This window comes from Yersinia enterocolitica subsp. enterocolitica, from assembly GCF_901472495.1.
In the GTDB taxonomy this organism is placed as follows: domain Bacteria; phylum Pseudomonadota; class Gammaproteobacteria; order Enterobacterales; family Enterobacteriaceae; genus Yersinia; species Yersinia enterocolitica.
This window is the reverse complement of sequence record NZ_LR590469.1, coordinates 3,116,351-3,133,209: the sequence shown is the minus strand read 5'-3', so window position 1 is coordinate 3,133,209 and position 16,859 is coordinate 3,116,351. Positions and strand designations below refer to the sequence as shown.

The window sequence follows — 16,859 nt, the reverse complement described above, 5'->3', positions numbered from 1 at the left end:
CAGACCTCATCTTAATTATTAATACGTAATTTATTCTCTGTTGCTGGGCACTGTCTGGCGCTGAAATTCAAAAAACAATCAGGACTTCCTTATGACAAATCCGCTGTTGACCCCGTTCGCCCTGCCGCCATTTTCTGCTATTCGCCCTGAAGATATCGTGCCTGCGGTGAAATCCGCATTGGATGAATGCCGTCAAGCGGTGGAGCGGGTGGTCGCCCAGCCAGGGCCTTTCACCTGGGATAACTTGTGTCAGCCGCTGGCCGAATCCGATGATCGCTTATCACGCATTTGGTCGCCAGTTGGGCATTTGAATTCAGTGAAAAATAGCCCGGAATTGCGTGCTGCTTATGAACAAAGTTTGCCACTGCTATCTGAATACGGTACTTGGGTGGGGCAGCATAAAGGCCTATATCAGGCTTATGTCAGCTTAAAAGAAGGGCCAGGGTTTGATGCTTTGACCGCTCCACAGCGTAAAGCGGTAGAAAACGCGCTGCGTGACTTCCAGTTATCCGGTATTGGTCTGGAGCCGGAACAACAAAAACGTTATGGCGAAATAGTGGCCCGCTTATCTGAGTTGGGGTCGACTTACAGCAATAATGTGCTCGATGCTACTATGGGTTGGAGCAAGTTGATTACCGATGTTGAGCAACTGAAAGGTTTGCCAGAGAGTGCATTAGCCGCCGCTAAAGCCATGGCCGAAGCCAAAGAGCAAGAGGGCTGGTTGCTGACTCTGGATATGCCGAGTTACTTGCCGGTGCTGACTTATGCCGATAACGCTGAATTGCGCGAAGAGATGTATCGCGCCTTTGCCACTCGCGCTTCTGATCAAGGGCCGAATGCGGGCAAATGGGATAACAGCGAAATCATGGCCGAAATCCTGACATTGCGCCATGAATTGGCTCAATTACTGGGCTTTAGCAGTTATGCCGATAAATCTCTGGCGACCAAGATGGCAGAAAGCCCACAACAGGTGCTGGGCTTCTTGAATGATTTGGCAAAACGCGCGCGACCACAAGCAGAAGAAGAGCTGGCGCAGTTACGTGCTTTTGCTGAAAAACATTATGGCGTCAGCGAGTTAGCCGCGTGGGATATCACCTATTACTCCGAAAAACAAAAGCAGCACTTGTTCTCCATCAGTGACGAGCAATTGCGCCCTTACTTCCCGGAACAGCGGGTGGTAGAAGGGCTGTTTGAAGTGGTTAAACGCATTTATGGTATTACTGCCAAAGAACGCCATGATGTTGATACCTGGCATCCAGATGTGCGTTTCTTCGAGCTATATGATGCCAGCGGTGAACTGCGCGGCAGCTTCTATCTGGACTTATATGCCCGTGAACACAAGCGCGGTGGTGCCTGGATGGACGATTGTGTCGGTAGCTTGCGTTTAGCGAATGGCCAATTACAAAAACCTGTCGCTTACCTAACCTGTAACTTTAACGGGCCAGTGGGCGGCAAACCGGCGCTGTTTACTCATAACGAAGTGACCACACTGTTCCATGAGTTCGGCCACGGTTTACATCATATGTTGACCAAAATTGATACTGCCGGTGTCTCTGGTATCAACGGTGTACCGTGGGATGCAGTCGAATTGCCAAGCCAGTTTATGGAAAATTGGTGCTGGGAACCGGAAGCACTGGCGTTTATTTCCGGTCATTACGAAACCCATGAGCCACTGCCACAAGAGATGTTGGATAAACTGCTGGCGGCGAAAAACTATCAGGCGGCACTGTTTATCCTGCGCCAACTGGAGTTCGGCCTATTCGATTTCCGTATGCATTATGAGTTCGATCCGCTGACCGGCGCGCAGATCTTGCCGATCTTATATGAAGTGAAAAAACAGGTCGCGGTAGTACCATCGCCAACTTGGGGGCGTTTCCCACATGCCTTTAGCCATATCTTTGCCGGTGGCTATGCCGCGGGTTATTACAGTTACTTGTGGGCGGAAGTGCTCTCGGCTGATGCTTTCTCGCGCTTTGAAGAGGAAGGTATTTTCAATGCCGCAACGGGGCAGTCGTTCCTCGATAATATTCTGTCCCGTGGCGGTTCTGAGGAGCCAATGACTCTGTTCAAGCGCTTCCGTGGCCGTGAGCCGCAGTTGGATGCTATGCTGCGCCATTACGGTATTAAGGGCTAGAATGTGTCACAAGTAAGTATTTGTTTATTGTCTGAAGCAGGCGCCGATCCCGGCGCCTTGTCTATTCTGGCTGAACGCTGGGGTTTGGTGTCTGACGAGCAGTCTATTATGGCGCTGGTATTAACACCTGAGCGCCTTGAGCTGCGTAAGCGGGATGAGCCAAAACTCGGCGGCATTTATGTTGATTTTGTTGCTGGTACGCTAGCCCATCGGCGTAAGTTTGGTGGTGGGCGCGGTGAGGCGGTCGCTAAAGCTGTCGGTATCAAAAAAGGGTATCTGCCGCGTGTGGTGGATGCCACCGCCGGGCTGGGGCGGGATGCTTTTGTCCTGGCGGCACTGGGTTGTCATGTGCAGATGCTGGAGCGCAATCCAGTGGTTGCCGCATTGCTGGATGATGGCTTGCGTCGTGGTTATCAGGATGCGGAAATTGGCCCGTGGTTACGCGAGCGGTTAACACTATTGCATGCTTCCAGTTTAACCGCGCTGGCGGAAATTGAACCTCGGCCTGAAGTAGTGTATCTCGATCCTATGTACCCGCACCGGCAAAAAAGTGCGTTGGTTAAAAAGGAAATGCGGGTGTTCCAATCATTGGTCGGGGCTGACGAAGACGCCGATGGTTTACTGGCACCGGCGCGCGCACTGGCGACCAAGCGGGTGGTGGTTAAGCGGCCGGATTATGCCGAACCGCTAGCTGGCATTGCAGCACAGGCCGCAGTGACCACGAAAAGCCACCGTTTTGATCTCTATATGCCTCTTCTTTGATGCTACCACAGTGCCAGTTGGCCCTGTTGCTGTAATGCGCCAATGATATTGGATATATTGCTCTTAATCAGGCGGCTGCGCGTTATTACAGCCACCTGAATTAGCTTCTTTCACTCAATAAAGAGTTATGAAATAAGCGGTGAGCTGATAATAAAATCATTGCGTGTGAATTGATGTTTACCGGTGAATCTTATCATCATCTCAACTTTGCTTATTTTTGGGTCGAAATCAATCATCAGATAGGTAATATTAGCGACATCATCATATTTCTGCATTAATTCTGTTTGACCATTCACGCTGAATTGATTTACCAGATCAATATTGTTATTGCCAGCCATAATGAATGATAAATCAATTTTATCTTCACCAGATGTAAAGTCGATGATGGTATCGGTATATTTTCTAGTGGAATCTCTGCTATTACGGTATTGGAAAATGTCACAACCCTCTCCCCCTTTCATCCGGTCAGCGCCACGCCCGCCGAATAATCGGTCATCGCCACTCCCGCCAGCGAGCCGGTCATTACCTGCGCCGCCAGATAAGAAGTCATCACCCTTACCACCGGATAGCCGATCATTGCCACGGCCGCCGAATAGCCGATCATTTCCCACCCGGCCCCATAATCTGTCATCACCATCCCCTCCATTTAGGGTGTTATTTGATCGGTTACCGTTGATTTCATCATCACCGCTACCTGTGATGGCATTTTCAATCACGACTTTATCTGCAATTGAGACATTGCCTCTCAAACCGCCAATATCAGAGAAACCACGCTTAGTTAGTGTGATTCTTTGGTTTTGATGATAACCCGAAAAATCAAACGTATCGTTACCACCGGCGTCCCACACACAGAATACCAACTTGTCGCTAGCGTGGGTTGCAGTAAAGTAATCCCTATTACTATTGGAATTGAAACCATAAGTCGTATTGCCGATACGGGTACGATTATTGGTTCCGTAAAGGTATTGAAGCGCTGAAATATCATGTAGTTGTGGGGTTGATGCAAAGTTACCCCCGTAGATTGCTCCTGAGTTGAACTCAGATAAATAGCTCATTACACTGGTTTGTTGTGTTAAGCCCACCGAGTCATGAGTATGCTCCAAGCCTAGTGCATGGCCAAATTCATGCATAAATACCCGACCACCATAGTTTGATTGCGTGGGGGCTAAATTCTCCTCTATCTTCGCATTAATAAATATGGGGCTGAGGTTACCAGGATTCGGGCTATAGGCATAACCGCCAAGAGATCCCTCGAGTAAAACATTCGCAATGGGAATGTTAGCTATAACACCATCTTCAGCCTCAATAAATTTAATATTCGCCACATCAGAAGTGGCGAGCGTAGCGGTTCTTACCTGATGAATTTGCGCTTCATTAAGAGAATAAGCCTGAATACCATCGCTCGACTTATAATAATGGTAACCTATTGGTATTTGTTGACTGAATGAATACGTTACAATACTCATTCCGTTTTTATCTTTATGTTCCCATTTATTTCTGCTGGTTATCGCTAATAGGTTAATATCTTTTGATTTATAATTAATATTAATTCTTTTATTCGTATCCAGAGTTCTGATGTGATTTTTAGTCTCTTCCTTGAACATTATTATCCCTCATAATTTTGCTAACGATTCATGTGGCGGAGGAATGTTACTGGTATAGGGAATATTTAAAATAAGCACGTTCTTAAAAAGAACCCGGAATTTTATATATTATCTGTTAGGGTATATTATTTTTAAATCTATGAAGATGAGTTTCCCATATTCTCCAGGCATTATTACCTCAAAGAATATGGGAGTTCTATTATTTACAGCACGCCTTGGGCCAGCATAGCATCGGCTACTTTGACAAAGGCGGCAATATTAGCGCCATGAACATAGTGAGTTTGCTTACCTTCTCCGCCATATTCGACACAAGATTGGTGAATATCCAGCATGATGTGATGCAAGCGGACATCAACTTTCTCTGACTTCCAGCTCAAGCGAGCCGCATTCTGTGCCATTTCCAGGCCAGAAGTGGCAACACCACCGGCATTGGCCGCTTTGCCCGGTGCAAACAGCACACCAGCATCAAGGAAAGCATCGGTTGCCTGAATGGTCGTTGGCATATTTGCGCCTTCGGCCACGGCTTTAACCCCATTGGCAATCAGCTGACGGGCAGCAGGTAAATCCAGCTCGTTTTGTGTTGCACAAGGCAGGGCAATATCAACCGGCACACTCCACGGCTGTTGGCCGGCTAAATACACCAGATTACGTTCGCGGGCATAATCTTCGATGCTGCCGTAACGTTTGTTTTTAATCTCAGCCAAATGGGCGAGTTTCTCCGGTGTGAAACCGGCTTCATCAACCACTGTACCGCCGGAGTCAGAGGCGGTAATGACCCGAGCGCCCAGTTCCATGGCTTTTTCAATGGTGTATTGCGCCACATTACCGGCACCGGAAACAGAAACTTTTCTACCTTCAAAACCTAAACCGTGACGTTTTAGCATCGCGTCGGTGAAATAAACCAAACCGTAACCGGTCGCTTCCGGGCGAATTAGACTGCCGCCGAAGGAAAGCCCTTTACCGGTGAAAACACAGGCGGTGTTATTAGACAGTTTCTTCATCATGCCGGACATAAAGGCCACTTCACGGCCGCCAACACCAATGTCACCCGCAGGAACATCAGTATCTGGGCCAAGATGACGATAAAGCTCGGTCATTAACGCCTGGCAAAAACGCATCACTTCAGCCTGACTTTTCCCTTTCGGATTAAAATCAGAGCCGCCTTTGCCCCCGCCCATTGGCAGTGTGGTCAGGGCATTTTTAAAGGTCTGTTCAAAACCCAGGAACTTAAGGATGGATAAGTTTACTGATGGATGGAAGCGCATCCCGCCCTTATAGGGGCCAATCGCGGAGTTAAACTGAACACGCCAGGCGCGGTTAACCTGCACCTTTCCTTGATCGTCAGTCCAGGCAACGCGAAATTGGATGACGCGTTCCGGTTCGACTAAACGTTCCAGTAGGCTCTGTTCTCGGTAATGAGGGTTTTGCTCCAGAAAGGGCCAAAGCGAGGTGAAAACTTCACGCACCGCTTGGAGATATTCTGGTTGGTTGGCATCACGTTGTTGTAAAGATTCTAAAAATGACTCCAGAGAGGTTAAAGCATTCATCACTAATAATTCCTTGTACCAATTAAGACTCTCCTGACAGATTTTTGCAGCCTATTATTATTATCCAAAATAGTGAGGAGACGATGTTGTGCATCTTCGACTATATCACTGGTTTATATTCATGCCGCAAGGGATTTTGACAAAAACTTAGCAGGGTTATTAATGTGAGGAAATATAGGGTGGGGGCGGGGTTTAGCATAAAAAACGCCCGCTAAAGGCGGGCGTGAGAGGTGATGATGCTAAGCTAATGTGGCTTATGTAGCTTAATCGTCTTCACCATTTTCATCATCGCGCAGTGGTACGATGAGCATATCGACATGTACGGTGTTGATCAGTTGGCGTGCTGAAGACATCAATTTGCTCCAGAAATCCTGATGGTGGCCACATAATACCAAGTCCATATCGTATTTCTTAATGGCATCAACCAGTACCTGACCCAAATCGCCACTACCACTCAGCGTTTGTTCAATTGGATAGCCTGCGTTTTGCGAAAGCTCGGTCAACGCATTGTGTGTTTCTTCAGAAATGCGTTTCTGCATATCGCCAAGATTAACGTCGATCAGGCCGGTATAGAGATCTGAGTAGTTTACATCGACATGGATCAGGGAAACTTTGGCATTGTACGGTCTGGCCATTGAAACTGCTTTTTCCACCAACACCTTACTTTCCGGAGATAGGTCAACCGCAATCAGAATGTGTTTGTAAGCCATAAGTAAACTCCTTCCATAATGTTAATTAATGGGTAAGCAAACATTCAACCTGTTGAACGGGTGCTAACGCGATATCTACATAGTACCATTATGACCCTTAGCCGAAGTGTTTCACGGATCACAACACACTGTTTTGATGATGATCACTAAAGTCAGTGTCTGTCTTTTTACACCAAAAACTGACCAAACTCTACCGCATATGGCCCTAATATATCGTCGCACTGATTGAATTTAAAGCAGATCATTATCCTAAGTATAGCGCTGTTCAGATAGCATGATGTGGGTAATTTCATATTTGTGATGCAAATATAACCTAAAAATAATGGCCGTTTTATTTATATAAATCAGTTAAGAAAGATTAATATTTAGACACTATTTTCGGGGGCAACCCGCATTTTATGGTGAGTAAAGTTCGTTATAAGTTAATACTAATCGATACTTAACAAACACCCAATTTAGCTTAATTTAGAGATTATCAGGCTATTTCTCATTTCATTTCCTACACTCATAAAGGGAGTCCAACACGTTCAGATAGTGTGTCGAGTGAATATCACATCGAGTCACAATCAGTGAGCGAACAATAGGGGGTGGCTTTTGAGGCCCTGGGGGTGTTTGTATCGGCTAGAGTGAGCGATGGCGCAAGGGTTCAGGGGAATGGATCTGGTGCGTGTGATATCGCTGGGAGGATGATTATGATCAGTACCGTCGCGCTTTTTTGGGCTTTGTGTGTGGTATGTGTGATTAATATGGCACGTTATTATTCATCACTGCGTGCTTTGTTAGTGGTATTACGTGGTTGCGACCCGTTGCTGTATCAATACGTTGATGGCGGTGGATTTTTCACCTCTCACGGTCAGCCGAGCAAACAGATTAGATTAGTCGGTTATATCTTTGCTCAACGTTATCTTGATCATCATGACCCAGAATTTATTCGCCGTTGTGAGAGGCTACGTGGGCAGTTTATCCTGACCAGCGCATTATGTGGTTTGGTTATGGTCAGTCTGGTGGGCTTAATATTGTGGTATTAGCATGAACTTTTGGCATAAAAACAGGTAAAAAGGCGACCTATAAGGCCGCCTTTTATTTATTTCAAATTCGAGTTTGCTCAATTTGAGTATGGCTAATTCGCTGGATTTAGATAAATTTCAACGCGATCCAGTACAACCCGCCGGAAAGAAGAATTGAGATTGGCAAGGTTAAGACCCACGCCAACATAATGTTCTTCACCGTCTTACTCTGCACACCACCGCCATCCACCAACATGGTGCCGGCAACCGCTGATGAGAGCACTTGAGTTGTCGATACAGGCATACCGGTATAACTCGCAATACCGATGGAAACCGCCGCAGTCATCTGGGCAGAAACCCCTTGTGCGTAGGTCATGCCTTTCTTACCGATTTTCTCACCGATAGTCACTGCAACACGTTTCCAGCCAACCATAGTACCCAAAGACAGGGCCAGAGCGACGGCAACGATAATCCAGGTTGGTGCGTATTCCACCGTTTCTAACAAATCTGTACGCAGATTATTGAGGAAACGGCGGTCTTGAGCACTGGTTTCTGGCAGTTTGGCAACGGCCCCAGCGGTCTCAGCAACACACATCAGCAAGCGGCGCATATGGCTACGTTGATCGACCGTCAGGTCGTCATAGCTTTGCAGATTCGCTAACAGCGTCTGTGCATGATCAATCGCTATCATGGCGCGTGAACTATCACAGTGGAACTGTTCTGGGGTGTTTGGCAATGTATCTGGTGTCGGTACCAGTGGCTTCAGCGCGACAGCATGAGGTAATGCTTCAACATGCTGCTGATAATATTGTTGCAGATGAGTCACTGCATCGCGGGTGCGGGCAATATCATAGCCTGTTGCATTCATATTCACGACAAACCCAGCCGGAGCCACACCGATTAATACCAGCATGATCAAGCCAATCCCTTTCTGACCATCGTTAGCGCCATGAGAAAAACTCACGCCAATAGCCGATAGGATCAGGGCTGTACGGGTCCAGAATGGCGGTTTACGTTTACCGTCTTTCTTTTCTCGTTCAGCGGGTGTCAGGTGAATACGTTGCTGCTTCTTGGTCCCGTTCCAGTAACGACGTAATAGGAACACCATCAAACCGGCAATAACCAGACCCACAATCGGGGATAAGATCAATGACAGGAAGATTTGAATCATCTTAGGAACGTTCAGTGCATCTACCACAGATGTACTGGTCATTAATGCATTGGTTAAACCAATACCGATGATTGCACCAATCAGCGTATGCGAACTGGAGGCTGGGATACCGAAATACCAAGTGCCCAAATTCCAGATGATCGCCGCCAGCAGCATAGAGAAGACCATCGCCAACCCATGTGCCGAACTGACATTTAACAGCAGATCAGTAGGCAGTAAGTGAACAATGGCATAAGCCACGCTCAAACCACCCAGCATCACGCCGAGGAAGTTAAACACCCCTGCCATCACGACAGCCACCTGTGAACGCATGGCGCGGGTATATATTACGGTTGCAACCGCATTGGCTGTGTCATGAAAACCATTGATGGCTTCGTAAAACAGCACAAACAACAAAGCAAGAACTAACATTAGGCCGGTATGGAAATCCAGGCCAGCGAAAAGATGTAGCATAAGCGTTACGCCAGTTTGTGGACATGAACGCGGCGCATTATCAGTGACAATGGGGGGTGGGGAAAAGGAAAATATGACCTTTTTTTGACATGACCGCGGATGAATTCGCCATTTTTAACAACATATGCATGTTATATCAGCAGGTTACTTAGTTTTACTCTATGAGACATTTTCTTACTATAGCTTCCTGAGAGTGGGCGACTTACAATCTCCCGCCGCTAATTTGTCGGTTGAATGAACAAATAGCATGCGACTCGGCGAAAAAACGGACACTTTTGCAGTGATGATGATTTTACTCAGTGAGGCCCAGTGTGGAACAGTTTGATGTGGTAGTGATAGGCGCAGGTGCTGCGGGCCTGTTTTGTGCGGCTCAAGCTGGGCAAGCAGGGTGCCGGGTACTCTTGGTAGATAATGGCAAAAAAGCTGGGCGTAAGATCCTGATGTCCGGTGGTGGCCGCTGTAACTTTACCAATCTGTTTGTCGAACCCGCAGCTTACCTCTCACAAAATCCTCATTTCTGTAAATCTGCTTTAGCACGTTACACCCAATGGGATTTCATTGACCTGATGAATCGCTATAACATCGCCTGGCATGAAAAAACGCTAGGGCAACTGTTTTGCGATGATTCAGCCCAACAAGTGGTTGAGCTTTTACTGCAAGAGTGCGAATTGGGGCAAGTCACGATTCGATTACGCAGCGATGTGTTGTCAGTTGAAAAAACCGAGACGGGTTTCGTGTTGCAGGTTAATGATTTGAAAGTGAGTGCTCATTCACTTGTGGTGGCTTCAGGTGGATTGTCTATGCCCGGATTGGGAGCCTCGCCCTTCGGCTATAAGTTGGCAGAACAATTTGGTTTGAAAGTATTACCGACCCGCGCAGCACTGGTTCCTTTCACGTTGCATAAGCCTTTGTTAGAACATCTGCAAACACTCTCCGGTGTTTCAGTCCCTGCGGTGGTGACGGCAGAGAATGGTGTCAGTTTCCGTGAGAGTATTTTATTTACCCATCGTGGTCTTTCTGGCCCGGCAATTTTACAACTTTCAAGCTATTGGCAGGCTGGCGAGTATGTGGGCATTAACTTACTTCCTGACACCGATTTAGACGTATTTCTGAACAATGAGCGGCAAGTCCACCCCAATCAGACGTTGAAGAACACGCTGGCTCAACTGTTACCTAGGCGGTTGGTGGAATGTCTACAGACGCTGGAGCAACTGCCGGATGTCACCTTGAAACAGTTAAATGCGCCGCAACAGGCTACGTTGGTGGCAAACTTACAACAGTGGCGGGTACAACCTAATGGAACAGAAGGTTATCGCACTGCTGAGGTCACGATTGGTGGCGTCGATACCCAAGAGCTCTCCTCCAAAACCATGGAGGCTCATAAAGTGCCTGGGTTGTACTTTATTGGTGAAGTGGTTGATGTCACTGGCTGGCTGGGTGGCTATAATTTCCAATGGGCCTGGAGCTCTGCCTGGGCCTGTGCGCAGGCACTGGCGGCCAAACCGAGATAATGGCGTTTGCTACTCAGTCATCGACCCCAGGCTTATGTCAGCCTGGGGTTATGTTTCCCTGATGTGGCGTAAAGGCTTAGGTGGCGTTATTTAGCTTGTGCCTCAAGAGTGAAACTCTCTTGAACGGCGACTGTTTCTTGAATAACCACAGTTTCGGTACCCATTTTCGCCACACCACGGCAACCTTCACCATAATGTTCACCTTCCCAACGTCCAACCAGTGCTGCGCCCACCGCATTACTCATCACGTTAGTGGCTGAACGGCCCATATCAAGGAAGGGATCAACGCCCATTAATAGAATCAGGCCGGCTTCCGGGATATTAAATTGGCTGAGCGTGGCGGCGATAACCACTAATGACGCGCGCGGCACACCCGCCATACCTTTAGAGGTCAGCATCAGAATTAACAACATGGTGATTTGCTCGCCCATGCTCAGATGAATATTACATGCCTGAGCAATAAATATGACTGCAAATGAGCAATATGCCATTGAACCTACCAGGTTGAATGAGTAGCCGATAGGGAGAACAAAACTAGCAATTTTGTTAGAAACGCCGAACTCTTCCAGTTTTTCTAATGTGCCGGGGAAGGCGGCTTCAGAACTTGAAGTGGTAAAAGCTAACAATGCCGGTTCACTGATACCTTTTATTAATCGAAGCGTACAGCGACCAATCAGAAGAATTGAACAGCCAATTAAAATAAGCCACAACAGGCCCAGGGTCAGATAGAACTCACCCATAAAAATACCGGCACTGATCAATACGCTTAAACCACGTTCAGAAATCATCGCGGATATGGCGGCAAATACAGTCAATGGCGCAAATAGCATGACGTAGCCGGTGAGTTTCAGCATCAGGTGAGCCAGTGAATCTAATACGGAAACAATCGGTTGTGCTTTTTCACCAATGGCGGAAAGGCTAATCCCCATGAAAATGGAGAATACGACAATTTGTAGGATTTCATTGCGTGCCATTGCGTCAACAATACTGGTTGGAATGGCATGTGAGATAAAGACTTTCGCGGAGAATGGAACCGGTGCAATACCGTCCACAGCACTGGCGGTTGCAGCCACGAAGTTAATGCCATCACCCGGTCTTAGGAGGTTAACCACCACTAAACCGAGCAGAATGGAAATGAATGCTGCGCAAATGAACAGGAACAGCGTTTTTGAGAAAACGCGCCCTAATGTTTTGGCATCACCCATTTTGGCAATCCCAACCACTAATGTTGAGATGATTAACGGGGCAATGATCATTTTGATCAATCGTAGGAATATATCGGTAAAAATAGATATTTCAGAAGAGTACGACTTTGCAAAATCAGGGCTGCTAAAGGAATTTATTAAAAACCCGACGATAATACCTATTATCAGACCCAATATGATCATTGTGGTCAAATTTTTTGATTTCATAATGATTCCATTTATAAGTAGGGTGGTATTGTTTTTCTAAAGTCATTTAATGATGCTGTATTTATCGGTATATTGAAAACGGTGCAGGGCGAAGCACATAGCGCAACACAATGCACCGGATGATTTAGGAAATATGTTCTACGGTTACAGCTAATGAAAAACTAAATATTGAATTCAAGTTTCAATAATGGTGCATGCTGTTGGGCACCATAGACGTCAGTGTCGCCTACAGCACCAGATACCAGGCTACGCGGCATAACTATTTTGACGGCGTTGGCCGGATCAAACCAAACAATACGATGAACAAGGTCAGGTTCAATTTTATAAAGCCCTGCTATTAGCTCTTTTTTAAATTGGCCGGATGTTTTAATGGATGAATATATATATTTATCTTTAAACAAAATATCTAGCACTAACTCATATGGCCCGGCATTTTTTGACCTGACGACATGAGCTAAATCTAGAATTGATATTTTCATGCCATTACTCCTTCTGCTGTGACATTTTCCAGCCGAAACTTAAAGGCAATCTCTGGTGTATATTCCATTAAATGATAAATGGAGAATTCATAAACCAGACCGGCCCTAATATCTGATGGGGAAAATGGGAAAGCTAAATTACCTGCGGTGGCAATGCGGCCAGCATAGCCATAATGAAGCAAGGTAGAGCGGGCCAGTGAGCAAATGCTATCGGCGGTCGCTTGAGACGGAGCCACAACATCAAGCAGAATACCCAATTCATAAGATGTGGTATCCGGCTCTGGCTCCATTTTTCCCATCACGCCATTTTTGCCGTACAGATGAAAATTAAGCTGCACTGAGTCCGGCTCGATACTCAGATTTTTTCCCACACTTTTGCGCACTTCCAGCAAGATGTTATCGATGTCGGCAATCATAATCGAGTCACGAGTACCGGCAATACTTAGCGTGCGATAACCCACCGGACGAGCACCTTCCAGCTTCACGGTGTAGGGCGTATGTTCATGTACCGATCCAGTGACACGCACCTGACCATTACCCACATCTTTAAAGTTACATGCTTTCAGATTCAATGCCCCACCGGGGCCAGGCAAGAAGTAAGGATCTGATTTTTCATATAATGTATGTGCGGCAGCAGAGGTTTCAGTGAACTGGCGCTTCTGGTTGAAGGTCTTCAACGTAAAACCGGTTTCATCCAGAATACCCATGGCACAGTCAGAACCTGAACCTGGTGTGGCTGCAATGGCAGCGCACTCCAGAATCTTGCCGCAATGTAACGCCAGGCCTTCATCGAACCCCATCATGATAGGGAGCGCGGCGAAGCATGCGGGGTCATAAGCACGGCCACCTAACACCACTTGTGCACCAGCCTGTAATGCCTGCTGAAAAGGCTCAATTCCCATTTGCGCAACGATATAAGTTGTTGCATCAATGGCTTCATGAGTCAATTCAGGGACAAAATCCAGCGCCTGAATTTTGCCTGCATCAAGGGCGGCATGAACCGCTTCTTTACTCACATCAGCTGGAATAACCGCCAGAGTAAAGTTTAGCGACTCCTCTTGGGCAATTTCTAAAATGATCTGGCGACACCATTCCAAATGCGGAGCGGCCCCTGATCCCCCGGCGGTGCCAATAACTACCGGAATGCCCTGTTTCACACCGGCGGTTATCATATAGCGCAGATCCCGTTTGACCCCCGCCCGATCGGTAAATGGTTTGCCTGAACCCAGATAGTGCGGGCCGGGGTCGGAGGAACCCGCGTCCACGGCGATTAAATCAGGTGATTCCTCCATCGCCCTCATAAAGCTCTCTTCGGGAAATCCATATCCCAGAATGGCGGTGGGCGACAGGATTTTAAACGTTTTAGACATATCAGTTGGCCTTTGCATTAAGTTGCGCGATGGTGCGAGTCATCTCGTTAAACACAATGTTCATCCCTTCATCAAAACCCATGCCCGGTTTGATGAGCATGCGCATGGGGCGAGAGGCGAGAGCAACATGTACGCAGGTGCGGGCGCTGATATCGGTTTCGTTACATGTACCGCCTTGATAGGCTTCCATACCTTTTTTATTGCAATACAGAACAGCATCAACAATGTTGTGAATACTGCCCAGATCCGGGGTTTTGATCTGCACCATGTGGCAACTACCTGCATCAGTAAAATCGATGATGTCTTGGTAGGTGTTACACCATTCGTCGGCCACGATTTTGACGTTCGAACCCAGTTTTTTCAGGTGGTGGGTGATTTCGGTTAACAGGCGGATTTGGTCTGGTTTATTGCCTGCATCCACCGGCCCTTCGATATATAAATTCAGTTCACCGGCCTGTTCTTGCAAGCTGGCGATGTACTCTGCGCACAATATTGGGTCCATGTCGAAAATCAGGCCAATAGTGCCGTAAACGTCGATATGTAAATCCGGTTTGTAGCTCGGATCGACGCGCAAATCACTGACGCGTTTAGCCAACCAGCTCACATAGTCCCGCAGTTTTCCGCCATTACGCCCCAGTTTTTCATCAACATTATTGATAAGGCCATGTGGCAGAACATCCACACCTTTAAGGATCATTTTATCGACGGCGATATAACGGTCGTCACCGCTTTGACCAAACAGAGGGATCGGTTTGGCAACCAACGGCAGATGCCATTCATCACACACCACTTCTGCTTTTAAACGGCCGGTCGCTAATGCAGTTGCATCCAGTAATGCCTGAGAAAGACCATAACGAATGGCGGTATGCAGTGGTTTGCCATCAATCGTCACTTCATCAAAGAAGGATGCATTTAGGCGAAATTCACTGATATCGCGCCCTTCCAGCAGCGGTTTGATGTGTTTTTCCAGGAAAGGAACAAAATTTGCGGCGATAAACAAAGGATCACGGCCACCGGCACCCGAGTATTGTACGGCAGCACAATCGCCCGCAGCGACAGCACCATTTTCTAAGATTAGTTGGACGTTAACACATTCACCCGCTTGACGAATTGCGCTAAATCCCTCAGTTACAGGTTTACCTTGATAGATAAATCCATCCAATTTCGCACCATTTTTGATGGCCTGCTGGTCATCGAAGTAGAAAGATGAGTTACCTGCGGTGAACAGTGCGTGCTTGATTTTCATTATGGTCTTCCTATTAATTTGCTGTGGGATACGGCGTTAATATCGTCAATGATCATTTGGAATGAAGGGATGCGGCCCTCTTCTTTAGCGCGTTCAGCGATAAAATCATGGTGGAGTGTCAGCACATCTTTAGGCAGGGGAACTGAACCGGGATCGAACACACGGATTGCACCGTGGTTATCACGGATTGGCATCATCTTGCCGGAGTTACAGGTGGCTGGAGCAAAAGGTACATCAAGCACACCGGCTTCAAAGGCTCGTACAGTTCCTATCGCAATATCGCCTTGGCCCAGTTCCAGGACTTTATCCATGACGGCGCGTACTTCGCGTTTAATCAGTGCAACTTCGCGGTCAACTTCCACGCAAGGTGGGAATTTTTGGTCACGAACCATGTTCAGCATTTGATTGGATGCCCGCAATCCCTGGCCATTAGCCTCAGCAGTAGGGATGCCGTAGGCTTCATGAGGGCTTTTGGTTATCACTTTAGTTGCCCCTGCCATCCCGGCAACCGCCGCTCCCCAAGAGATCACCGCGAAGGCACGAGATTCATCTTCCGGGAACCCACCCATCCATTGGTGGAATACTGTGCTGAGCTCGTAATTTTCGTAACCATTGGCGCGGAAATACTCATGTGCCAGTTCGCGTAATGACTGAATTGCAGCAATATCTTGCACAATATTACCCACCTGACCGTAACCGACGGTGACGGATTTCACCCCCTGTTCCAGTGCCAGTAGACCCTCTATGATGGCAACTGCATGGGAAACAAATGGCGGAATCAAGGTGCCGGTTAGTGGGCCAAATGGTTCGCGATTGATACGAATACCGTGTTCTTCATAGACCCCAATCAAACGGTCGCAGTACTGCCAGTCACGAATGGATTTTTCCAACGTCACACGTTTTGCATAAGGGATGTTGTAAGAGATGCCACCACCTTCGTAGCTGGTAAATCCGCTGGCCATCGCGATTTCAGCCAACAGGCGTGCATCAGGAGTGCCATGACGAATTTGCAGCGGCTTAGATAAGGACTCGGTAATGCGGCGACAGGCTTTTACGCCGTGATTGACCACCGGTAACCCGTTGAGTTTGGAAGTACCCGCTTCAATGGATTTTTGAATACCAACCGCCGCTTCTTCATAGCGATTGAGACGGGTATAAGCATCAATGGTGGTCGGTAACAGGTCGCAATCTTTTTGTAGTGTTTTCAGTAGCTCAATGTGTTCTTCAATTAACGCTACCCCTGCACGAGGTTGACTCAGCGTGATGCCGTTGCAGTCAGCTTCAAACAAGGCTCTGGCAAAGTTTTTCGACTCAGGAATGGTTTGCTGATACTTCACCCCATCTTCAAAATTCTCAACATCTTTACCGGTATGCCAGGTTTTTAATACGTGAAAGCGCTCGGACATAAAATCATCTAAAGAAATCTTTTTATTTCGAAGTTCCATCATGACTC

General features: G+C 47.3%; 13 protein-coding genes. 4 read left to right on the top strand and 9 right to left on the bottom strand.

Going from position 1 to position 16,859, the window contains the following annotated elements; genetic code table 11:
* The first annotated feature begins 91 nt into the window (after positions 1–91).
* Positions 92–2,134 carry an oligopeptidase A gene (prlC, locus tag FGL26_RS14990; protein ID WP_005157382.1) on the top strand — a complete coding sequence of 681 codons (2,043 nt, stop codon included), beginning with the start codon at positions 92–94 and terminating at the stop codon, positions 2,132–2,134.
* Positions 2,135–2,137: 3 nt separating this feature from the next.
* On the top strand, positions 2,138–2,896 hold the full coding sequence (gene rsmJ / locus FGL26_RS14985) for a 16S rRNA (guanine(1516)-N(2))-methyltransferase RsmJ (RefSeq protein WP_005174842.1): 759 nt from the start codon (positions 2,138–2,140) through the stop codon (positions 2,894–2,896).
* A 125-nt stretch (positions 2,897–3,021) separates the two neighbouring features.
* Here the strand turns inward: rsmJ and FGL26_RS14980 are convergent, their stop codons facing one another.
* From FGL26_RS14980 to uspA, 3 genes are all read right to left on the bottom strand, one after another.
* Complete coding sequence (locus tag FGL26_RS14980) at positions 3,022–4,500, bottom strand: M10 family metallopeptidase C-terminal domain-containing protein (RefSeq protein WP_005174841.1); 1,479 nt, start codon at positions 4,498–4,500, stop codon at positions 3,022–3,024.
* Between the two features lie 203 nt (positions 4,501–4,703).
* Positions 4,704–6,047, bottom strand: a complete 1,344-nt coding sequence (gene gdhA, locus FGL26_RS14975) for an NADP-specific glutamate dehydrogenase (RefSeq protein WP_005174840.1) — start codon at positions 6,045–6,047, stop codon at positions 4,704–4,706.
* Between the two features lie 263 nt (positions 6,048–6,310).
* Positions 6,311–6,757 (bottom strand): universal stress protein UspA, encoded by a 447-nt coding sequence (gene uspA, locus FGL26_RS14970; RefSeq protein ID WP_005157389.1) that lies wholly within the window; start codon positions 6,755–6,757, stop codon positions 6,311–6,313.
* Between the two features lie 692 nt (positions 6,758–7,449).
* Between uspA and uspB the strand changes: the two genes are divergently transcribed.
* On the top strand, positions 7,450–7,785 hold the full coding sequence (gene uspB / locus FGL26_RS14965) for a universal stress protein UspB (RefSeq protein ID WP_005174839.1): 336 nt from the start codon (positions 7,450–7,452) through the stop codon (positions 7,783–7,785).
* 106 nt (positions 7,786–7,891) lie between these two features.
* Here uspB and pitA read toward each other — a convergent pair whose 3' ends face one another.
* On the bottom strand, positions 7,892–9,388 hold the full coding sequence (pitA, locus tag FGL26_RS14960; RefSeq protein WP_005157393.1) for an inorganic phosphate transporter PitA: 1,497 nt from the start codon (positions 9,386–9,388) through the stop codon (positions 7,892–7,894).
* Between the two features lie 311 nt (positions 9,389–9,699).
* Here pitA and FGL26_RS14955 point away from each other — a divergent pair, with 311 nt between their 5' ends.
* Complete coding sequence (locus tag FGL26_RS14955) at positions 9,700–10,899, top strand: BaiN/RdsA family NAD(P)/FAD-dependent oxidoreductase (protein ID WP_005174838.1); 1,200 nt, start codon at positions 9,700–9,702, stop codon at positions 10,897–10,899.
* An 86-nt stretch (positions 10,900–10,985) separates the two neighbouring features.
* Here FGL26_RS14955 and FGL26_RS14950 read toward each other — a convergent pair whose 3' ends face one another.
* From FGL26_RS14950 to FGL26_RS14930, 5 genes are all read right to left on the bottom strand, one after another.
* Positions 10,986–12,311: a dicarboxylate/amino acid:cation symporter gene (locus FGL26_RS14950; RefSeq protein ID WP_011817379.1), complete on the bottom strand. Its 1,326-nt coding sequence runs from the start codon at positions 12,309–12,311 to the stop codon at positions 10,986–10,988.
* 161 nt (positions 12,312–12,472) lie between these two features.
* Positions 12,473–12,790 carry a DUF4387 domain-containing protein gene (locus FGL26_RS14945; protein ID WP_005174832.1) on the bottom strand — a complete coding sequence of 106 codons (318 nt, stop codon included), beginning with the start codon at positions 12,788–12,790 and terminating at the stop codon, positions 12,473–12,475.
* On the bottom strand, positions 12,787–14,160 hold the full coding sequence (locus FGL26_RS14940; RefSeq protein WP_032903178.1) for an acyclic terpene utilization AtuA family protein: 1,374 nt from the start codon (positions 14,158–14,160) through the stop codon (positions 12,787–12,789). The genes FGL26_RS14945 and FGL26_RS14940 overlap by 4 nt, the downstream gene beginning before the upstream one ends.
* A gap of 1 nt (position 14,161) precedes the next feature.
* Positions 14,162–15,406 (bottom strand): methylaspartate ammonia-lyase, encoded by a 1,245-nt coding sequence (locus FGL26_RS14935; protein ID WP_005174828.1) that lies wholly within the window; start codon positions 15,404–15,406, stop codon positions 14,162–14,164.
* Entirely contained in the window at positions 15,406–16,851 is a 1,446-nt protein-coding gene (locus FGL26_RS14930) for a methylaspartate mutase subunit E (RefSeq protein WP_005174826.1), read from the bottom strand. Before FGL26_RS14930 ends, FGL26_RS14935 begins: the two co-directional genes overlap by 1 nt.
* Positions 16,852–16,859 lie beyond the last annotated feature (8 nt).